General features: G+C 60.8%; 15 protein-coding genes. 2 read left to right on the forward strand and 13 right to left on the reverse strand.

What is annotated here, in order from left to right; all coding sequences use genetic code 11:
• Positions 1-30 precede the first annotated feature (30 nt).
• On the reverse strand, positions 31-5,247 hold the full coding sequence (locus tag AC1RP7_RS13915; protein ID WP_493181976.1) for a dermonecrotic toxin domain-containing protein: 5,217 nt from the start codon (positions 5,245-5,247) through the stop codon (positions 31-33).
• A gap of 207 nt (positions 5,248-5,454) precedes the next feature.
• Between AC1RP7_RS13915 and AC1RP7_RS13920 the strand changes: the two genes are divergently transcribed.
• Complete coding sequence (locus AC1RP7_RS13920) at positions 5,455-6,486, forward strand: alpha/beta fold hydrolase (protein ID WP_218495014.1); 1,032 nt, start codon at positions 5,455-5,457, stop codon at positions 6,484-6,486.
• 130 nt (positions 6,487-6,616) lie between these two features.
• Here AC1RP7_RS13920 and aauR read toward each other — a convergent pair whose 3' ends face one another.
• The 7 genes from aauR to AC1RP7_RS13955 all read right to left on the reverse strand — a co-directional run bounded on the left by aauR (position 6,617) and on the right by AC1RP7_RS13955 (position 15,228).
• A complete protein-coding gene (gene aauR, locus AC1RP7_RS13925; RefSeq protein WP_340315431.1) occupies positions 6,617-7,945 on the reverse strand; it encodes a two-component response regulator AauR in 1,329 nt (442 codons plus the stop codon).
• Positions 7,942-9,843: a two-component sensor histidine kinase AauS gene (gene aauS, locus AC1RP7_RS13930; protein ID WP_493181978.1), complete on the reverse strand. Its 1,902-nt coding sequence runs from the start codon at positions 9,841-9,843 to the stop codon at positions 7,942-7,944. The genes aauR and aauS overlap by 4 nt, the downstream gene beginning before the upstream one ends.
• 222 nt (positions 9,844-10,065) lie before the next feature.
• Entirely contained in the window at positions 10,066-10,800 is a 735-nt protein-coding gene (locus AC1RP7_RS13935) for an amino acid ABC transporter ATP-binding protein (protein WP_057716227.1), read from the reverse strand.
• Positions 10,797-11,468 (reverse strand): amino acid ABC transporter permease, encoded by a 672-nt coding sequence (locus tag AC1RP7_RS13940; RefSeq protein WP_057716226.1) that lies wholly within the window; start codon positions 11,466-11,468, stop codon positions 10,797-10,799. Before AC1RP7_RS13940 ends, AC1RP7_RS13935 begins: the two co-directional genes overlap by 4 nt.
• Entirely contained in the window at positions 11,468-12,214 is a 747-nt protein-coding gene (locus tag AC1RP7_RS13945; protein ID WP_057716225.1) for an amino acid ABC transporter permease, read from the reverse strand. The genes AC1RP7_RS13940 and AC1RP7_RS13945 overlap by 1 nt, the downstream gene beginning before the upstream one ends.
• Positions 12,215-12,407: 193 nt before the next feature.
• Complete coding sequence (locus tag AC1RP7_RS13950; RefSeq protein WP_046041277.1) at positions 12,408-13,322, reverse strand: glutamate/aspartate ABC transporter substrate-binding protein; 915 nt, start codon at positions 13,320-13,322, stop codon at positions 12,408-12,410.
• A 277-nt stretch (positions 13,323-13,599) separates the two neighbouring features.
• Positions 13,600-15,228 carry a glucan biosynthesis protein D gene (locus tag AC1RP7_RS13955; RefSeq protein WP_057716224.1) on the reverse strand — a complete coding sequence of 543 codons (1,629 nt, stop codon included), beginning with the start codon at positions 15,226-15,228 and terminating at the stop codon, positions 13,600-13,602.
• A gap of 416 nt (positions 15,229-15,644) precedes the next feature.
• Here AC1RP7_RS13955 and AC1RP7_RS13960 point away from each other — a divergent pair, with 416 nt between their 5' ends.
• Positions 15,645-15,830: a hypothetical protein gene (locus tag AC1RP7_RS13960; protein WP_046041279.1), complete on the forward strand. Its 186-nt coding sequence runs from the start codon at positions 15,645-15,647 to the stop codon at positions 15,828-15,830.
• A gap of 150 nt (positions 15,831-15,980) precedes the next feature.
• On the opposite strand, the gene AC1RP7_RS13965 is transcribed toward AC1RP7_RS13960, so the two are convergent.
• The 5 genes from AC1RP7_RS13965 to AC1RP7_RS13985 all read right to left on the reverse strand — a co-directional run bounded on the left by AC1RP7_RS13965 (position 15,981) and on the right by AC1RP7_RS13985 (position 21,313).
• A complete protein-coding gene (locus tag AC1RP7_RS13965; RefSeq protein WP_493181980.1) occupies positions 15,981-16,487 on the reverse strand; it encodes a BRO-N domain-containing protein in 507 nt (168 codons plus the stop codon).
• Positions 16,488-16,926: 439 nt separating this feature from the next.
• Positions 16,927-18,351 (reverse strand): gamma-aminobutyraldehyde dehydrogenase, encoded by a 1,425-nt coding sequence (locus AC1RP7_RS13970; protein WP_493181982.1) that lies wholly within the window; start codon positions 18,349-18,351, stop codon positions 16,927-16,929.
• A 176-nt stretch (positions 18,352-18,527) separates the two neighbouring features.
• Positions 18,528-19,337 carry an ABC transporter permease gene (locus AC1RP7_RS13975; RefSeq protein ID WP_057716221.1) on the reverse strand — a complete coding sequence of 270 codons (810 nt, stop codon included), beginning with the start codon at positions 19,335-19,337 and terminating at the stop codon, positions 18,528-18,530.
• Positions 19,327-20,274, reverse strand: a complete 948-nt coding sequence (locus AC1RP7_RS13980; protein WP_015093713.1) for an ABC transporter permease — start codon at positions 20,272-20,274, stop codon at positions 19,327-19,329. The genes AC1RP7_RS13975 and AC1RP7_RS13980 overlap by 11 nt, the downstream gene beginning before the upstream one ends.
• 1 nt (position 20,275) lies before the next feature.
• Positions 20,276-21,313 (reverse strand): ABC transporter ATP-binding protein, encoded by a 1,038-nt coding sequence (locus AC1RP7_RS13985; RefSeq protein ID WP_057716219.1) that lies wholly within the window; start codon positions 21,311-21,313, stop codon positions 20,276-20,278.
• Positions 21,314-21,391 lie beyond the last annotated feature (78 nt).

Below are 21,391 nucleotides of genomic sequence, written 5' to 3' on the forward strand. Positions count from 1 at the left end.
GAGCACATGGCATGCTCCGCCGTTGTTACTTTACAGCGAGGAAAAGTGTTTGTTGCCCAGCGGTTTGCCAATGTCTCCGCGCCAGATTGCCTCGACCGTACCGCCACTGGCGGCCACGTCCTTCTGCCATTGCAGGCCCAGGTTGCGTTGTTCCGGCAGTTTCAGATGGCCTTTGACGAAGTCGCTGAACTGGGGCTTGGCCGAGGTGTAGTGGAAGTGTGCGTACCACAGGGTTTGCGCCGGTTCGCTGCGCAGGTCGCGCACCTCGTACTCCTGGAGGAAATCCCTGCGTCCATCCGTGCGTTTACCCAGATCGCGCAGGCCGCCCTCCTTGCTGATGTCCACCACGCGTTGTTCAAGCAGATAGTCCAGATAGCCCTCGGTCGGGGTTTTGCTGTTCAGGGTCTGCTCAATACGCAACGTGCGGCCGGCACGGGTCAATTCATTCGCGCGATTGCGCAATTGCAGCGCGACCGTCTCCGTGGGCGACAGGCGTTCGATGGCCCGGGCTCGCATGTTCAGTTCCTCGGCTTCACTGATCATCATGTGTTCCAGATCGACCGGCAACATGTCCTGACGGGCGTGGCCTTCGACTTTGCTTTTGTAGGCGTCCACGGTGCCGAGCCTTTTCCTGGCCTCCACCAGCAACGGCGTGATATCGGTCACAAGTTCCGTTGGCGCTGCCGCCACGGGTTCACTGAGGTGGTACTTGCCGCTGGAGGAACGGGGTAGCCAGGTTTCCCTGAACCCATTTGCACCCTCGACGGTGAAGCGCTGTTGGCGGGTTGCGGTATCCGTGCTGGCGATGCCGATGAGCAACTGATTGTCTTCCGTCTCGAACAGCTGCTTTGACGCATTTCCCGCTTTCGCACTTTTGGACGGGCGAGTCTTGATGGCATGGCGAGCCGCCGCTTCGACTTCTGCCAGATTGCCGAGAAACGCCGTGACCTGCTCCAGATCCAGATGCTGCGGATAACCCAGGGACCAGGCCCCGAGGTTGCGACGAAATTCGGCATAGGTCGCCAGGCAATCTTCGAGCACCTTGTTGCGCTGGGTAAACGTGGCCTGTACTTCAGGCAATTGATGTTGGGTCAGCAGCGCTCGCCCGACTTTGTCGCGGGCCTGTTTCAACTGTACGTGAAAGTAGACCCAGGACTGGTCGGTGACGGCGTTGTAGTGAGTGATGATCTCCAGCTCATTTGCCGTTTTCAGATAGTAGTAGTTGGCATCGCTGAATTTTTCGTTAACCGTGGCCATATCCAGGGCCATCTTTGATTTTTGCACGCGGTTGGTGATCCGTCCGTTCCATCGATTGGCTTCTGCGACCTGAGTGTGAAGCCGGTCGAAGTCCTTGAGAAACTCGATTCGGATTTCCTTGCGTTGCGCCATCAGTTGAATGTGTGCGGTGGTATTGCTGAACGGCGTGGCCTCCGAACGGGCAATCATTTGATCGATGCGGTTGAGGTGCTCCACCAGGCGCTCCTTGACCAAAGCGATCCGCCGTACCCATCGGTCGACGATGACCCAGGCGCAGCGGCTTTGAGCATCTTCGACCAGCATGCGTCTGCGGCCGTGGCTGATCAGCATCAGTTCTTCAAGGTTCAGGTACTGGGCCTGCGCCAGCTCGATGTCGTTCACGCAAAGAATGTCGGCATTGGCTCGAAGCGGTTGGCGCTGCTCCCGGTCAAGGCTGAAGTAATGTTCCAGCACAGTGTTGGAACTGCGGGTCTGGGTCCCGAGTCGCCGGGAGTAGGCATCGGCAGTGTTGGTCAGCGTCAACTGGCGTCGCAACGCCCGATCCGTCCACCAGCGTGGCAGCCAGCGGCGAATGGCGGCGGGCCAGAGCGGGTCGAGGCCGTCAGCCATATGACCGAGCACCGCGCCGCCACCGGCACCGCCTCCTGCCGTCACGGTGCCGTACACCGCGTAATGGGTGTTCCAGTTGCCGGTTTCATCCAGGGCGATGGGTTGTTTGTAGGTTCGGGTGCTGGTTGCACTCAAGCGCCATTGCGGTGGGTTGTCGGTCAATTCGATGCGATAGATACGACCCTGGCTGACCATGAAGTCGCCGTCGGCGTGGCGATAAACGTTGCGATAAATCCCTTCGGTGCCCGGTTGCAGGCCGGCGAAGGAAATCTCGTGTTCGTACTCATAGCCCCTGAAGCGTTCGAGGGTGCGTCGGACCTGCTGCGGGGTCGAAACCTGCAAGGCGCCCGGTTGTTTGGTCAGGGCGCGCAATTGTCGCCCGCGAGTGGCGGCGCGCGCGGCACTGGAAGTGGCGCCAACAACGGGCAGTACATCCATGGCAGCGTCGATCAACGACAGCAACACGGCTTCCACCTCGGCCAGGCCATGGCCGACATCACCGCGCAGGAAGGCCGCCGCTGCCTGGTTGGCGCTGTTCCAGGCGTCGTACAGGGCAATGGCGGTACCGATGAAAGGCACGACGCCCAGCGCCATTTTCAGGTAATTGAACATGGCCCCGGAGCGCAGCGCGACGTGCTCAAGATACAAGGCATCGTTGGAGCGCGATGTCGACCGATGCGCCTCCAGCAAACGGCCCATGTGCACATTGAGCAGATGCGCTGCCAGGGATGTGCTGGCCGGCCAGGCGGTGCCGACGCCGATCAGGGCATCGAAGTTTTTCACCCGGGCCTGGTTGATCCGGCTGACGTGCGAGGCAAATTCCCCGGTCAGGGCGCGACCGGCCAAGTAGTTGACCATCGTGCTGTTCAGGCATTGGTTGAAGAGGAACGTCCGCGCCTGTTCAAGGCTGTCGAACTGACGCACAAACACCCCATCGGGGCAGTCAGGCCGATAGAGCAGGGTCAGGCCGCTGATCTGCTCGACGATAAAGGTCACCCCGGCCAGGGTGCTCGCCCCCTCGCCCGGCGTGTCCGTGCCGCCAACGGTCAGGTGCGCGGGCAACAACACGATGCGCTTGCCGTCGACCGCAAAGGCTTCACGACTGTTGGCGTCGATGGCGATCTGCAGCACGCGCTGGCCCGAGACGTCGATGTCCTTGGCCAGCACGGCGAATTCGCCGTGCAACTGGAGCATCAACCGCCACGGTTCGTTCAGGCATTCACGACGAAATTCATTGCTGAAGGCCGAGGCGCTAGGGGCGCCAAGGAAGGTCTCGCGAATCAGCCTTTCGTATTTCCCGGCCAGATCCAGCTCGGTGACCATGTTGCGCAGGTAGTCCTGGGTGATGCCGGTTTTCAGTTTCTGCCGTTGCGCCTCGTCGGCGCCGCTGATCTGGACCCGCATCAACGACACCCGATACCACATCGACTGATCGATATTGCCTTGCGCCAGTTCGGCGAGGGACAACAAGCTGCGCTGTTCGCTGCCGGTCAGTACATTCTTTTGCGGTGTTCCCGGCGCTGCGCCCTCGATCAGCACCTTGCGCCACGTGGTGGTGTCGGGGATGTCCAGCATCACTTCAGCGGTTTGCGTCAGGGCGAAGTCTTTACGCAGGCGGGCGTCGATGGCCTTTTTGCTGAATGACTCGCGCAGTGGCAGTTCCCGTTCAAGCAGTTGATGGGAGCGCTTCATCGCCGCGATGTAGGCGGTGAACAACGCCTTGAGCCGATCGCGTTCGGCCGCGGACAGTGCGCTGAGGGAGGACGGCAAGCGTGTTGCCAGCGTGGCGCTGCGGTTTTGCTCGACGATTTGTGCGAAGGCCAGCTCCCGCGCGGAGACAGTGGGGACGGTCAGGCGGGCGAGCGTCTGTTCACGCAGTTTTTCCAGTTCCGCCGCGCGTTGGCCGGCATGGGAGGGCACGGGGTTGGCGGTCATCAGCCGCGTCGCATGCTGTTCACAGCTGTGAAGCTGGGTTTGCAGGGCGTACTCGAACGGGTTGCCGGCCAGCGGCAAAAGCTGCAGCGCTTGCGTGTCGTCGTTGGCCGGCTGCCTGAACATCTTCTGCTCCAGTGCCTGGCGGGAGGCGAACCGTTGCAGGCCGCCGAAATGTCCGGGCCAGTAGAGCAACACGCTGTCGCTGGCGGACGGCAGCAATGCCGATGGCCGGGCAAAGAGCAGTACACCGTCGAGCTCCTGGGTCTGCGTGCGGAGGGTGTCGCATTCGCTGTCAGTCGCGGTCAACACCAGTCGGGCGACCACCACATCGGCCGGTCGAGGTTTTTCGGGCGCGTCGAGCACGGCCGTCAGCCACTGATATTCATCGCTGCTGATCTGATTCAGGTTCAATTGCAGGTCGGCTTCGGCACGCAGGCCGCTCAGGCGCGCCTGGTACAGGGCCTTGTAATGTGTGCCCGACGCGTGGCGCAGTTCCAGCAGTTGCGGTGCATCGTCGGCGCTTAACAGGGCACTTGCGGCCTCGCTGCTGGCCTGTTCGGCGGCGCGCAGAGCGTCGAATTGCTGTTGCAGCCTCTGCATGCGCGGGTCGTCGGTGGTGCCTGCAAAGTCCAGCCCCAGAAAGTTTTGCAGTGCCGTTTGCTGTTGCACTAAAGCGCTGTGGCGCAGGCTGAAGGGAACGTCGGGGCTCAGTTGCCCGAACGGGGCGATGTCGTTGCTTGTATCCGGCAGGGGCAGGTCGGCGGGCGAGGCAAAAATTCGGTCGTTGCGTTGCCGCTCGGCAGGCGCCGTGGCCAATCCCGCCAACAGGGACTCGGCACTTTTCGTCAGCTGCGGGGTGTCCAATACGGTGTAATCGACCGTGACGTGGCTGGCCTCGGGTTCGGGTTGCTGCTGGGTCAACCAGCGTTCCAGGCTGTTGCGATTTTCAAAGGTCATCCAGGGCGCTTGCCGAGACGGCAGATACAGCAACTGGGTGACCGGTTGGTCGGTATTGCGGGTAATGACCAGGGCACCCGCCAGTTCGTCAGTCAGACCGCTGTTGCCCCTGAGCGACAGGGTCTCGACGTAAATCAGGATCTCGGCGGAGGTTGTCTGCGCTGCCGGGTTGACGAGATCCAGCAGAACGCCGAGCTGCTCGGCATTCAAGGTGTCTTGGGCAAATGCCAATTGGCACGACGCTTCGAAATGCTGGCGATACAAGCGAAGGGCCTGTGCCTGGCGTGAAACGTCGGTACCGCGTGCGCGTGCCTGCCACCAGTTCGTGGTCAAGGGAACTTGCGGGTTCTGCGCCATGAGGGCCAGCCATTGATCGCGGCAGTCGTTCCAGCGCGCCGAGGCGCTCAGGTACAGGTTTTCATCCGTGCCTCGGGCCAATGAGGCGACGTGGCCGAAGTCGGCCAGCGGTGCGGTAGGTGATTCGTGCATGAAGAAGGACTCCGATGGGTGAAAAAATCGGGGCCATTAAAGTTCGTTCGAGAAGAGGCATGGTGGTACATAGTTATCGCGTGCTGCTGTCTGGTCTGATGACCGTCCGGCACTCTTCATCAAACTGTCACGTAACTGTGGCAGCGCGCTTGAACAAACTTCATCAGACTCGCGCTCTACTGGGGTTCTGCGTTTCGGTGTTTCTTCATGCGTGTTTTCTTATCAAGATTTGTTTTTTTGGCCGCCTTTTTATTCGGCCTGCCGTCATTGGCGGCTTCGCGTTGTGATGTCAATGTTCCGACCGAACGGGTGGATCTGGCCCAGGTAAGCCTGGCGTACCAGAGCATTGGCCGTGCGTCGGATCCGGCATTGCTGTTGGTGATGGGGCTGGGCGGGCAATTGATTCACTGGCCGGACGAGGTGGTTGTCGCCCTGTGCCAGCAGGGGTTCCGGGTGATCCGCTATGACAATCGCGATGTCGGCCTGTCGACCTGGCGGCAAGCACCGGCCGACGCCAACCTGACCTTCGAAGTGCTGCGCTACAAACTCGGATTGCCGGTGTCGTCACCGTACTCGCTGACCGACATGGCCGACGATGGCCTGGGCTTGATGGACGCCTTGCACATCGATCAATTCCACGTGTTGGGCGCCAGCATGGGCGGCATGATTGCCCAGCACATGGCTGCCATGGCACCGCAACGGGTCGAGAGTCTGACCCTGATCATGACCACCTCCGGCGCCGAAGGCTTGCCGGCCCCGAGTGCGGCGCTGGTGCAGTTGTTGGCGCGGCGCGGCGCACCGAACCGCGAAGTGGCCCTGGAGCAACAGGCCGACCTGCTGGCGGCGCTGGGCAGCCCGATAGTGACCGACGATCGCCAGGCGTTGCTGCATCAGGCGGCGCAGTCCTATGACCGGGCGTTCAATCCCGAGGGCGTGAAACGCCAGATCATGGCCATTCTCGCCGAGCCGAGCCGGGTAACCCTGCTCAATCAGTTGCGGGTGCCGGCGCTGGTGGTGCATGGCACCGCCGACCCGCTGTTGCCGGTGATGCACGGGGTGCATCTGGCGGCGCATCTGCGCGGCAGTCAGTTGATCCTGATTCCGGGGCTGGCCCATCGCTTTCAGGAGGCGTTCAAGGCACCGTTGCTGGCGGCGGTGTTGCCGTACTTGCGCGAGCACCGAGAAGACACTTCACATTGGGCGCAAATCGAGCCTGTGGCCGATCGCAACCTCCTGTAACCCCCCGATCACCTGTGGGAGCGAGCTTGCTCGCGATTGCGGTGTTTCAGCCAACGATGATGTCGACTGGCCCGGCGCCATCGCGAGCAAGCTCGCTCCCACAGGTTCTGGGTCGCTTTGAGCAAGCCCCCTAATGACTCAGGCCGTACTTTTTCACTTTGTCGAACAGAGTGGTCTTGGCCATGCCCAGTTCCTGGCTGGCCTGGGTCAGGTTGCCGCCGCTGCGTTGCAAGGCGTCGCTGAGCAGATTGCGCTCGAACGCTTCCACCGCTTCGGCAAACGCCAGACCCTGATTGCCGCCACCGGCACCGGTTTTCTTGAACGCCGGCAGGCCCAGGGCAAAGCGCTCGGCAACGTTGCGCAGTTCACGCACGTTACCCGGCCAGTCGTGGCTCATCAGGTTCGAAACGGTCTGGTTGTCCAGCTCCGGCACCGTGCGGTCGAAGCGTAGGGACGACTGCTGCAAAAAGTGTTCGAACAGTTGCAGGATGTCTTCGCGGCGCTCGCGCAGCGGCGGCAGTTCCAGGGTCACCACGTTGAGGCGGTAATACAGGTCACTGCGGAACTCGCCGGCCTTGCTCGACTCGACGAGGTCGGATTTGGTCGCAGCGATGACGCGGCAATCCACCGCAACGCTCTGGTTAGAGCCGAGGCGTTCGAGGGTGCGCTCCTGTAGTACCCGCAGCAGTTTGATCTGCAAGGGCAGGGGCATGCTTTCCACTTCGTCGAGGAACAGCGTGCCGCCGTCGGCGTGTTCGATCTTGCCGATCCGCCGTTTGCCCGCGCCGGTAAAGGCGTTGGCTTCGTGGCCGAAAATTTCGCTTTCGAACAGGTTTTCCGGCAGGCCGCCGCAGTTCAGTGCGACGAACTGTTTGGTGTGGCGCCGACTGAAATCATGCAGGCAACGAGCGACCAGTTCTTTGCCAGTGCCGGTTTCGCCCTCGATCAGCACGTTGGCCGAGGTGTCGGCGACGTTGGCGATCAGTTCGCGCAAGTTCTGCATGGCTGGCGAACGGCCGATGATCCGCCCTTCGAGGGAGTCGCGCTCGGCCAGTTGCCGACGTAACGACGAGACTTCCCGCGCCAGGCTGCGTTGCTCCAGTGCGCGGCGGGCCACGTCCACCAGGCGCTCCGGGGAGAACGGCTTTTCCATGAAGTCGTAGGCGCCTTTCTGCATCGCGCCGACGGCCATGGAGATGTCGCCGTGCCCGGTGATCAGCACCACCGGCAGGCTGCGGTCGCGGGCCTTGAGCCGGGTCAGCAGTTCCAGGCCATCGATGCCCGGCAGGCGAATGTCGCTGACGACGATGCCGGCGAAGTTGTCGCCGACCCGTTCCAGGGCTTCTTCGGCGCTGCCCACGCCAATGCAGGGAATGTCTTCCAGGGTCAGCGCCTGTTGGCAGCCGAGCAGCACATGGGGGTCGTCTTCGACGATCAATACACTAAGGTCGTTGTTCATATTGGCTCGGCGAGAGTGGGGCTTACCAACGGTAAACTGAGGACGAATGCAGTACCACCGCTGGCCGGGTGCTCGACACCCAGGTGACCGCCGGTGGCGGCGGCGAGGCTGGCGGAAAGGGTCAGGCCCAGGCCCAGGCCCTGTTCGCCGGGTTTGGTGGTGAAAAACGGTTCGAACAGGTGCTTGCGCGCTTCGGCGTCGATGCCGTGGCCGTTGTCACGCACCCGCAGGCGGTATTTGCCATCGAACGTTTCGCCTTCGAGCCACAACTCGGGTTGCGGCTGCGCTTGCATGGCGTCGAGGGCGTTACCGATCAGGTTGACCAGAATCTGCTCCAGGCGGGTCTGGTCGATCTGCACCTGCACATCGGTGAAGTCGCGGTGTAATTGCAGCTGAATATTTTCCACCCGGGCGCCTAGCAATTGCAGGGCCGCGTCCACCGCTTTGCCGAGGCAGGCCTGGCCTTTGTTGTCTCCGCGCCGGGCGAACGAGCGCAGGCTGGCGGTGATCCGGCCCATGCGGTCGATCAGTTCGTTGATGGTCTTGAGGTTGGTGCTGGCCACGTCGAGCTGGCCGCGTTCGAGGAAGCGCACGGTATTGCCGGACAAGGTGCGCAACGCCGCCAGCGGCTGGTTCAGTTCGTGGGCGATGCTGGTGGACATCTGGCCGATGGCCGCGAGTTTTCCGGCCTGCACCAGTTCATCCTGGGCACGGCGCAAAGTCTCTTCGGCGAGCCGGCGTTCGCGGATCTGGCCCTTGAGCCGTTCGTTGCTGGCGCGCAGGTCGGTGGTGCGTTCGGTAATCCGACGCTCCAGCTGATTGTTGGCTTCCTGCAAGGCTTCCCGGGCTGCGAGGCGGGTGGCGATCACCTTGCGCCGCTCGTTCCAGGCGATCAAAAGGAACGCCAGGAGGGCAAACGCCACGGCCACCAGGATCCCCTGGTTGATCGCTTCGCGGCGCAAGTCCTGGAGTGGCGTGAGCAGGGTGAAATTCCACGGTGTATCGCTCAACGGCCGGGTTTGCGCCAGATAGCTGATGTTTTCATCGTCGGACACCAGCTCGCTGTTGGCCGGGAACGTGAGTTTTTCCACGCCTTCGGACAGGGTTTCCCGGGCCAGCGGCTGCAGTTCGTTGAGCGGGAACCAGTAGTACTGCAGGCTGCGGGCGAGTTTTTCCTTGGTTTCTTCGCTCAGCGGCACCACCGATTTCAAGCGCCGAGCCGGATCGCTGGAAAGAATGATGATGCCGTTTTCGTCGCTGACGAAGGCTTCCAGGCGAGCCCGTTGCCAGCGTTCTTCCATGGCTTCCAGACGGACCTTGACCACGGCTACGCCGATGATCTTGCCATGTTCTTCCAGGCCATGGGCCAGGTAGTAACCGGGTTCGCCGTTGGTGCTGCCAATGCCGTAGAAACGCCCCGGCTGACCGCGCACGGCGTTCTGGAAGTAGGCGCGAAAGGACAGGTCTTCACCCAGGTAACTGTCGACATCGCGCCAGTTGCTGGTGGCCATGACGCGACCGGTGGTGTCCATCACGTAGATGGCCCGACTGCGGCTGCGCCGGTTCAGGCCTTCGAGGTAATCGTTGACCGTCTGCCGGTATTCCGGAGTCGGGTCGGCCAGCAACTGCGAAACGCTGGTTTCGAGTTCCAGCAGGCTGGGCAGGTAGGTGTATTTGCTGATTTCGCTTTCGACGGCGCGCGCGTGCAGTTCCAGCTGGCGCTGGCCGTTTTCGCTGAGGCTGCGGATGCCGTAGTGCTCACTGATCCAGAAGCCGATATAGCCCAGGCCGATCATCATGGCGATGATCAGTGGCGGCAGGAACAAATGACGAACCAGACGGGGTTTCACGGCGAGTGATGGCGACGTGGCGCGATAAAGAGTGGGGTCGCATTTCATCACAGATGCCTTGGGTCAACCACAACACAAATCTGCAAGCCACCGCCGGCCCCTGTGGGAGCGAGCTCTGTGGCGAGGGGGCTTGCCCCCGTTCGGCTGCGAAGCAGTCGTAAACCCTACACACGCGGTTCGACTTTGCAATGCTGGGGCCGCTCCGCACCCAACGGGGGCAAGCCCCCTCGCCACACAAGCCCGCTCCCACATTAGGGGAACGGTGTTTGCTTAGTGCTGCAGAATCTTGTTGAGGAAGTGCTGCGTACGCTCCGCGCGGGCATTGATGTCACCGAAGAACTCTTCTTTCTTGCAGTCTTCGATGATCTTGCCCTGGTCCATGAAAATCACGCGGTCGGCCACTTTACGGGCGAAGCCCATTTCGTGAGTCACGCACATCATGGTCATGCCTTCGTGGGCCAGTTGCACCATCACGTCGAGCACTTCGTTGACCATTTCCGGGTCGAGCGCCGAGGTCGGTTCGTCGAACAGCATGACGATCGGGTCCATCGCCAGCGCACGGGCAATCGCCACACGCTGCTGCTGACCGCCGGACAGTTGGCCCGGGTGCTTGTGGGCGTGGGCCGAGAGACCGACGCGCTCGAGCAGTTGCAGGCCTTTCTTGGTGGCCTCTTCCTTGCTGCGGCCCAACACCTTGATCTGCGCGATGGTCAGGTTTTCGGTGATGGTCAGGTGCGGGAACAGCTCGAAATGCTGGAACACCATGCCCACGCGCGAACGCAGTTTCGGCAGGTTGGTCTTCGGGTCGGCGATGGAGGTGCCGTCGACCACGATGTCGCCTTTCTGGAACGGTTCCAGGGCGTTGACGCACTTGATCAGGGTCGACTTGCCGGAACCGGATGGCCCGCACACCACGATCACTTCGCCTTTCTTGACCTCGGTGCTGCAATCAGTCAGTACCTGGAAGTCCCCATACCACTTGTTGATGCTTTTGATAGAGATCATACGGCGAACCTTTTTTGCAGACGCTTGACCAGCTGCGAGGCGGCAAAGCTGATGATGAAGTACACGAGACCCGCGAAAATCAGGAACTCATTGGAGCGGCCAATGATGTCGCCACTGGCGCGCGAAGCATTGAGGAAGTCCACCAGGCCGACGGCGTAGACCAGCGAGGTGTCCTGAAACAGGATGATGCTCTGTTGCAGCAACAGCGGCGTCATCTTGCGGAACGCTTGCGGCAGGATGATCAGGCGCATCATCTGGCCGTAAGACATGCCCAGCGCCTGGGCTGCGCCCATCTGGCCCTTGGGAATCGACTGCACACCGGCGCGGACGATTTCGCAGAAGTACGCCGCTTCGAACATCATGAAGGCCACGATGCACGAGGCGAACGCGCCGATCGGCGTGTCTTCGCCGGTGATCCAGCGCAGCACGAACGGTACGGCCAGGTAGAACCAGGTGATCACCAGCAGCAAGGGGATCGAGCGGAAATAGTTAACGTACGCGCCGGCGATGTTCGACAGCACTTTGTTGTGGGACAGGCGCATCAGGGCAAGGATGGTGCCCAGGATGATGCCGCCGATCACGCCCATGGCCATCAGCTTGAGGGTCATGATCATGCCGTTCCACAGGCCCGGCAGGGACGGGATGATGCCCGAGAAGTCGAATTCCATCATTTACCCCCTACGGAAATCAGGCCCGGTACGGCGACTTTCTTCTCGACCACGCGCATCAGCAACATCAGGCTCATGTTCAGGGTGAAGTAGATCAGCGTTGCCAGGGTGAAGGCTTCGAACAGGTTGGCGGAGAACTCGGCGGTCTGCTTGGTCTGCGCGAGCAGCTCCATCAAACCGATCAGCGAGGCCACGGAGGTGTTCTTGAAGACGTTGAGGAATTCCGAAGTAAGCGGCGGAATGATGATCCGGTAGGCCTGGGGCAGCAGCACGTTCCAGTAGATCTGCGGCAGCTTGAAACCCATGGCGCGGGCGGCGGATTCCTGGCCTTTTGGCAGAGCCTGGATACCGGTGCGCACCTGTTCGCAAACCCGGGCGGTAGTGAACAGGCCCAGGCACACGACGACGCTGAGGAAGGCCGAGGTGGTCGGGTTCAGATCCTGCTTGTACCACTCTTGCAGGTCGGCCGGCAGCAGGTCGGGTACCAGGAAGTACCAGATGAACAGCTGAACCAGCAGCGGCACGTTACGGAAGAGTTCGACGTAGCAGGTGGCGATGCCCGATACGATGCGGTTCGGCACGGTACGCATGACGCCCAGGATCGAGCCCAGTGTCAGGGCGATGATCCAGGCCGCGATGGCGATGCCGATGGTCCAGGCCAGACCGGTCACGTACCAGTCGAAATAGGTCTCGCTGCCCACGCCGGTGGACTTGAAGAACACGCCCCAGTCCCAGTTGTAATTCATTAGGGTCTCCCCTCAGTTCAATCGATGTACAAGTGCCCGCTTGGGGGAAGCTCCGTTCCCTCCTGTCCTTGAGGGACAGGCACACGCGCTCGGCTCGACAGCCACCGGTTCGAGTGTTTCCAAAAATGCCAGCAGGAATTGACCACCTCCTGAAAGGGCCAGGGCCCTCTCAGGAGATAAGGTTAGTCAGAAATCAGGACTTCTTGTCGTCAGCCGCTTTATCAGTCGGCTTGGCGATCAGGGCCTTGAGTTCGTCGCTCATCGGGAAGTTCAGGTTCAGGCCTTTTGGCGGGATCGGTTGCATGAACCATTTTTCGTAGATCTTGTTGATCTCGCCCGATGCGTAGGTGGCCTTGATGGCGTCATCCACAGCCTTTTTGAACGGCTCGTCGCCTTTGCGCACCATGCAGCCGTAGATTTCGTAGGACTGTGGAGTGCCGGTAACGGCCCAGTCACTTGCCTTCTTGGCCTTGGCTGCTTCACCGGCCAGCAGGGCGTCGTCCATCATGAAGGCCACTGCGCGGCCGGTTTCCAGCATCTGGAACGACTCGCCGTGGTCTTTGGCGGAGATGACGTTCATGCCCATCTGCTTGTCGGCGTTCATCGCCTTGAGGATGCGCTCGGACGTGGTGCCAGCGGTGGTCACAACGTTCTTGCCGGCCAGATCAGGGAAATCCTTGTACTTGGAGTCTGCCTTGGACAGCAGGCGAGTACCGATTTCGAAGATGCCAACGGAGAAGTCAACTTGCTGCTGACGCTCGACGTTGTTGGTGGTGGAGCCGCACTCGAGGTCCACGGTGCCGTTTTGCACCAGCGGGATACGGGTTTGCGAAGTCACCAGGTTGTACTTGACCTGGAGGTTCGGCATGTCGAGGTCTTTTTTCAGCGCTTCGACGACTTTCAGCTGGATGTCGTGGGAGTAGCCGACCGGTTTGCCGGAAGCATCCGCGATATAGGAAAACGGAATGGAAGCGTCGCGATGGCCCAGGGTGATGGTGCCGGACTCTTTGATCTTCTTCAGGGTGCCGGTGAGTTCGGCGGCGAAAACTGGCGTGCTGATCAGAGCGGCAGCAATGGCTGCGCCCAGGATATGGGGAACGATGCGCATCAAATTTTCCTCGACATTGTTTTTTTTATGGAGCCAGTTCACCGGCCCTTTTGTGCTGCAAAACACCTGAGCGCTACGATGAGTCGGCGCAAAGGACATTCGTCGATGAAGTGTAGAGCATGACTCGTGCCAGACCAGTGTGAATTGGTCAAAGCGTTGATTTACAAGGAAATTAAATATTTTTTGCGTTGGGATTTCACTGGGATGATCCGGTTAACCGAACCGACCCGCAGGTCGCGTTCGGAAAACCGAATGGTGGCAGGGTGCTACCCGATCATCAAATGTACTTGCGCTTGTCCGGTGCTGGCGGGAAGTACTGGTACAACCAGGTTTCACTCAGCGTGCGGTCGTTGGTGCGGATGAACAGGCGCAGCTCGACAGGCTCGACGCTGTCATTGGTCGGGTACCAGTCAAACAGGATGCGGTAGCCCTTGATGTCATCGAGCTTGAGAACGCTGAAATCCTTGACCTCGCCGTTCGAGCAAGTGACTACAGGCTCGATGCCCGTGCCTTCAGGCAAGCGGTCCAGGCCGCCGCCGGTGAAGTCCACGGCAAAACGACGGGCCCAGACTGGCGGATAGTGTTCGCCCGGCGCCCAGCCTTCGGTGAAGCCGCCCATCCCGGAGCGGGTCGCATTGACCCGTGCCAGCGGCGTTCCGACCGGCGGCAATGCGCTCCAGTACAGCTTGTAGCCGTAATTCAGCGAGTCGCCGGCCGCCACCGGTTTCTTCGGCGTCCAGAAGGCGACGATGTTGTCCATGGTCTCGCCGGTTGTCGGGATCTCCAACAGATCGACCGAGCCTTCGCCCCACGCCGTGGTCGGTTCTACCCACAGGCTCGGGCGACGGCTGTACCAGTCGACGGTGTCCTGATAGCTGGCGAACTCGTGGTCGGTCTGCACCAGGCCGAAGCCCTTCGGGTCGGTATCGGCGAAGGCATTGAATTGCAGGGTGGCCGGGTTGTTCAGCGGGCGGCAGATCCACTCGCCGTTACCGCGCCACATGGCCAGGCGGTCGGAGTCGTGGATTTGCGGGTGAATGGTGTCGCACATCCGGCGCTCGTGGGTGCCGCAACTGAACATGCTGGTCATCGGCGCGATGCCTAGCTGGTCGATGGCGGTGCGTGCGTTGACGTGGGCATCGACCTCCATCACTACGCGCTCGGCCTGGCAGTCGATATCGAAGCGGTAGGCGCCGGTGGCGCTCGGCGAGTCGAGCAGGGCGTAGACCACGAAGCGGGTGCTGTCCTTGTTCGGTGTCTCGAACCAGAACTTGGTGAAGTCGGGAAATTCTTCGCGTTTCTTGGCGTAGGTGTCGATCGCCAGACCGCGGGCCGACAAACCGTACTGGCCGGTGGCGTCTACCGCACGGAAGTAACTGGCGCCGAGGAAGGACACGACGTCGTGCTTGTCCAGTTCCGGGGCCTTGAACAACTTGAAGCCGGAGAAACCCAGGTCGCCCTTGAGCTGTGCGGTGTCGACCGTGGTGTTTTCATAGTTGAACAGCGACGGGCGGAAATGCACCTCGCGGGCCATCCGGGTTTTCGGATCGACGCTGTACATGCGCACCGGCTGCTTGAACCCCATGCCGACGTGGAAGAACTGCACGTCCAGCTGCCCCTTGTTTTCTTTCCACAACGAATGATTGCCGTCGTAGCGAATCGCATTGAAGTTCTGCGGGGTCATGGTCGCCAGGGTCGGCGGCAACTGTTGCTTGGTGTCCTGGTAGCGATTGCTGGCGAGCTGTTTGGCCTGGAGTTTCAGCGCCTCGAAATCGAACGCGGTGGCCTCACCATCAGCGGTGCCACCGCTGGCGGCCCAGGCCTTGGCGGCCAACAGGCCCGTGGCGGACAAACCGGTGTAGGCCGCGATGGCCATGGAGGCTTTGAGCAAGTTCCTGCGGTGCATAAATACAACCTGTCGTGAGCAATCCCGCGCCGTTCCTGGCACGTGCTGGATCAGAAATATCGGTTCGGACATGCCTTCGGCCAAACGCAACGGACTTATAAACAGATGCCCGACAGCTTAAACCGTTCGAATGCGGAGCAAAATTGATTGATGGCACTGCGCTGGCTCGGCAATGAAACAAGACATGTCGGGAAACAATTCCGACAGGGGTTTCTGATTTAGAGGGCATTTCTGCTTTTTTCGACTAATTACTCTAAAAACCGCTTTTCAGCGCCCGGATTATTTCTATTCTGTGCACATGACCGGTTTAAGCCCGAAAGACCGGTGCGGTTCAGTCGGCACGATGCGGCTGCCGAAAAGGGGTAGGGCGATGCGGTTTTTTGCAGTTTTCTTTGACGTTTAGAAGGACATCGTCCATGTCGAAAGTACAAGGCATCACCGAAATGTTGGGAATCTTTCCGTGTCTGGCCCTGGGGCGACGAAGACGCCGGCTCAACAGCGAGGAAATGAAACTGGTGGAACGCTATCGGGAGCTGTCGGAGAGCGACAGGATTGCGATGAGGTATCTGGTGGACGCGATGAGGAGTGTTTCGCGGTTTTGAGTGGACCTGGAGCAGTAATGTAGGAGCGAGCCTGCTCGCGATGGTCGTTAACGATGACGCGTCCGTTCTGGATGTACGCGGTGTCTTTGAGTCCATCGCGAGCAGGCTCGCTCCTACAGTTTCCCTTTTTTATCCGCTCGATTTATCCCTTCAACGGCAAGTGCCAGCGATTGGGAAGGGGCGCTGCACCTGCATCAATTCAGGCATGTCGCGCCATTTGATCCAGGCGTGATGTTGGTAATGCAGCAAGGGCACCGAAACTCCCGCCCAATTCAAGGAGCTCAGGCTTGGCAGGTTTTCCACAGGCTCCGATTTCGCATCACGCAGCGAGGGTATGACCTCGTTGCTCAACCACTGGCGCAGATTGCGGTTTTCCGGGACGAAGTGGTGAACCAGCAAGGTGTACACGCCTGATTCGCTGACCATCAGGGTTTCGACCGTTTTGCCGTCTTTGCGCAGCCAGACGGTGCGACGTTGGTCGGAGTCGAGTTTCAGGGTGAGCCGTTCATTCAGGGGTTTACCCATCAGGCGCCCAAGGTCCTGAACGCAGAACCAGGCTTGGTTGTCTTGCATGAAGGCGTGGAGGAAGCGGTTGTGGCGGGTGAAGACGGTGGGATCGAAATAGGGAAGAGGCGAGCTTTGAGGATGCATTGGCATGGCGTGATTTCCGTTTTGGCCTGGAAAGTCGCCACCAACCCTTCGACAGGTTGGGTGGCGGACCGAGTGGCGTTCGAAGTCGGGACACTTCCAAGTCAAAACGGAAGCCGAAAGGCCCGCGCCACACGGCCCGCCATAATGCAGAACTGAAGGCATAAAACAGCCACAGTTCTATGGGGGCACACGAGCACCGTTTTGACTTGTTCCGGCTTCGACTCCGGGCCGCTGATTTGGCAGCGACGGAACAAAGCCTATCGGTCAGGCGCTCGCGGCGCCAAGTCTACTCTGGCGACGCTTGTTGTAGGAATCGAGGGTTTTTCAGGCAGGCTGAATCTGTAGGAATTTACTGTTTGCAGTGTTGCGGTGGCGCCATCGCGAGCAGGCTCGCTCCTACAGGGGAATGCGTTCCAAATGTGGGAGCAAGCCTGCTCGCGATGCTTTAGTGCTTGAACATCACATGCCGCACAACGGTGTAGTCCTCCAGCCCATACATGGACATGTCCTTGCCATAACCGGACAGTTTCTGACCGCCGTGGGGCATTTCGCTAACCAGCATGAAGTGCGTATTCACCCAGGTGCAGCCGTACTGCAAACGGGCCGACAGGCGATGGGCGCGGCCGACGTCGCTGGTCCACACGGAGGAGGCCAGGCCGTAGTCCGAATCGTTGGCCCAGCCCAGCACTTGGGCTTCATCGGTGAATTTGGTTACCGACACCACTGGCCCGAACACTTCGCGGCGCACGATTTCGTCATCCTGCTGCGCATCGGCCAGCACGGTCGGCTCGAAGAAGAAACCATCGCCCTCAACCGCCTTGCCGCCAGTGATCAAACGAATGTGTGGCTGGGCGATGGCGCGCTCGACGAAGCCGGCAACGCGGTCGCGGTGTTGTGCGGTGATGAGCGGGCCGAGTTCGGTCGACGGATCATCCTGCAAGCCGTACTTGATGCTGCTGACGGCGGCGCCGAGCTTCTCCACGAACTTGTCGTAAATGCCTTCCTGGGCATAGATGCGGCAGGCGGCGGTGCAGTCCTGGCCTGCGTTGTAGAAACCGAAGGTGCGGATGCCTTCGACGGCGGCATCGATGTCGGCGTCGTCGAAGATGATCACCGGGGCTTTGCCGCCCAGTTCCATGTGCATGCGTTTGACGGTGTCGGCGGTGCTGGAAATGATGTTCGAGCCGGTGGCAATCGAACCGGTCAGCGACACCATGCGCACTTTCGGGTGAGTGACCAATGGGCTGCCGACGGTAGGACCACGGCCGAACACCAGGTTGAGTACACCGGCCGGGAAGATATCCGACGCCAGTTCAGCCAGGCGCAGGGCTGTCAGCGGAGTCTGTTCCGACGGTTTGAGCACCACGGTATTACCGGCGGCGAGGGCCGGGGCGATTTTCCAGGCGACCATCATCAATGGGTAGTTCCACGGCGCAATGGAGGCGATCACGCCCACCGGATCTCGGCGGATCATCGAGGTGTGACCCGGCAAGTACTCGCCACCGGTTGAACCACTCATGCAGCGGCTGGCGCCGGCGAAGAACCGGAACACGTCGGCAATTGCCGGGATCTCGTCGTTCAGCGCAGCGCTGTAAGGCTTGCCGCAGTTGTCCGATTCCAGTTTGGCCAGTTCTTCGCCGTGGGCTTCGATGGCATCGGCGAGTTTGAGCAGCAGCAGCGAGCGCTCTTTCGGTGGGGTATGCGACCAGCTGTCGAACGCAGCGTCGGCGGCGCGCACGGCGGCATCGACCTGGGCTTCGCTGGCTTCGTTGATTTCCACCAGCACACTACCCAGCGCCGGGTTGAACACAGGTTGGGCGGGGCCTTCGCCGCTTTGCAGTTGGCCGTTGATCAGGAGTTTGGTTTGCATGTTCATGTCCTCTTCGGAACTGTTGTTTTTTCTCGGTGGAAACCGACCCCCTGTGGGAGCGAGCTTGCTCGCGATAGCGGTGTGTCAGGCAATATCAATGTTGAATGTCAGTCAGCCATCGCGAGCAAGCTCGCTCCCACAGGTTCCGGTTTCCATATTGGGAATTGAGTTGTCAGTTACTTACCACCACTCCCCGCCACGCTTTCACCACCACGGGTCAGGTAATAGGCGCCGAGGATCGGCAGCATGGTCACCAGCATCACCAGCATCGCCACGACGTTGGTCACCGGCACGTCCCGTGGGCGGCTGAGCTGGTTGAGCAGCCACAGCGGCAGGGTGCGTTCATGGCCGGCGGTGAAGGTGGTGACGATGATTTCGTCAAACGACAGGGCGAACGCCAGCATGCCGCCGGCCAGCAATGCCGAGCCGAGGTTCGGCAGGATGATGTAGCGGAAGGTCTGCCAGCCGTCGGCGCCGAGGTCCATCGAGGCCTCGATCAAGCTGTGTGAGGTGCGGCGCAAGCGGGCGATGACGTTGTTGTAGACGATCACCACACAGAAGGTCGCGTGGCCGACGATGATGGTGAACATCCCCGGCTCGATTCCCAGTGTCTTGAAGGTCGCCAGCAACGCGATCCCGGTGATGATCCCCGGCAGGGCAATCGGCAGTATCAGCATCAGCGAGATGCCTTGTTTGCCGAAGAAGTCCCGGCGGTACAACGCGGCCGAAGCCAATGTGCCAAGGACCATGGCGATCAGGGTGGCAATCGAGGCGATCTGCAACGACAGCTTGATGGCCTCGAGCACGTCCGGCCGCGAGAACGCCACGCCGATCCACTTCCAGGTGAAACCCTTGGGCGGAAAGCTGAACGCTGCGTCTTCGGTGTTGAAGGCGTACAGGAAGATGATCAGGATCGGGAAGTGCAGGAACACCAACCCGCCCCAGGCGGCGAGGCGCAGGCCCAGGGAAGCTTTGTCAGAGTGCATCGAAGGCCCCCAGTCGTTTGACGATGGACAGGTAAATGGCGATCAGCACGATAGGCACCAGGGTGAAGGCAGCGGCCATCGGCATGTTGCCGATCGCGCCTTGCTGGGCGTACACCATGCTGCCGACGAAGTAGCCGGGCGGGCCGACCAGTTGCGGCACGATGAAGTCGCCCAGGGTCAGCGAGAAGGTGAAGATGGAACCGGCGGCAATGCCCGGGATCGACAGCGGCAGAATCACTTGCATGAAGGTCTGGCGCGGCTTGGCGCCGAGGTCGGCGGAGGCTTGCAGCAGCGAAGGCGGCAGGCGTTCCAGCGAGGCCTGGATCGGCAGGATCATGAACGGCAGCCAGATGTAGACGAACACCATGAAACGCCCCAGGTGCGAGGTCGACAAGGTGCTGCCGCCAACTCCCGGAATGCCCAGTACGAACTGCAGGACCGGCTCCAGCCCCAGGTGCTGCACGAACCACTGCGCCACGCCGCCCTTGGCCAGCAGCAGTGTCCAGGCGTAGGCCTTGACGATGTAACTGGCCCACATCGGCATCATCACTGCGATGTAGAAAAACGCCTTGGTCTTGCCGGTGGTGTAGCGCGCCATGTAGTAGGCAATCGGGAACGCGACGATGGCGCTGGCAATCGATACGGCAATCGCCATGCCCAGGGTGCGCAGGATGATGTCGAAGTTCGACGGCTGGAACAGCGCGGTAAAGTTCGCCAGGGTCAGGTCGGGAGTGACCGCCATGGTGAAGTCATCGAAGGTGTAGAAACCTTGCCACAGCAGGACCAGCAATGAACCCAGGTAGATCGCGCCGAACCACAGCAGCGGCGGCACCAGCAGTAGCGACAGGTAAAAATTCGGCCGGCGATACAGCAGGTTGGAAAACCTGCGCAGCAGCGAGCCGCTGGCCGGAGATTGAGGGATAGCCACGGTGTTCATCTCACACCCCGCCTGCAACGGTATCGTGCAGCGGAATCATTGCCTCGCGCGCCCAGCGTGCGCTGATACGCTGCCCGGTCTGGTGCTGTGCACTGGTGTCCAGCCACTGGTTGTTGGCCTTGCTGATGTTCAGGGTCTGGCCGTTTTCCAGTTTCAGCTCATAGCGAGTCGCACTGCCCTGGTACTGGATATCGTGCAGCAGTCCGCTGACTTCGATTTCGTGGCTGGCCAGCGGGCCTTCGGCGAAGCGCACGTGTTCCGGGCGAATCGAGAACGGCTGTGGATTGCCACTGAGCTGCCAGGCCAGGTCACCGCGAATCACGTTGGAGGTGCCAACGAATTCCGCCACGAAGGTGGTGGCCGGTTTCATGTACAGGTTGCGCGGGCTATCGACTTGTTCGATGCGGCCCTTGTTGAATACGGCCACGCGGTCGGACATCGACAAGGCTTCGGTCTGGTCGTGGGTGACGAAAATGAAGGTGATGCCGAGCTGGCGTTGCAGCTTCTTCAGCTCGCCCTGCATTTGCTCGCGCAACTTCAGGTCGAGGGCGCCGAGGGGTTCGTCGAGCAGCAGCACCCGTGGACGGTTGACCAGGGCGCGGGCCAGGGCCACACGCTGGCGCTGACCGCCGGAGAGTTGCACCGGCTTACGCTCGCCGTAGCCACCGAGGGCGACCATGTCGAGGGCTTCTTCGGCGCGCTTGAGGCGTTCGGCCTTGCCGACGCCTTTGACTTTCAAGCCGTAGGCGACGTTGTCGCGAACGTTCATGTGCGGGAACAACGCGTAATCCTGGAACACGGTGTTCACGTCGCGCTGGTACGGCGGCAGGCCGGCGGCCTCCTCGCCATGAATACGGATGGAGCCCGCGCTCGGTTGTTCAAAACCGGCAATCAGGCGCAAACAGGTGGTCTTGCCCGAGCCGGACGGCCCCAGCATGGAGAAAAACTCGCCGTCCTGGATGTCGATGGAAACCCGGTCTACGGCTTTCACTTCGCCGAATTGACGGGAAACGTTGGTGAACTGGACTGCAAGCGTCATGGTGCGATGCTCCAAAAAGGCGAAGGCCGTCGCAGCGGCCCTGCCTGGACTTCTGAAAAAACTGAATCGTGTTCGCGC

The organism is Pseudomonas sp. GW822-FHT01E03 (assembly GCF_058802985.1).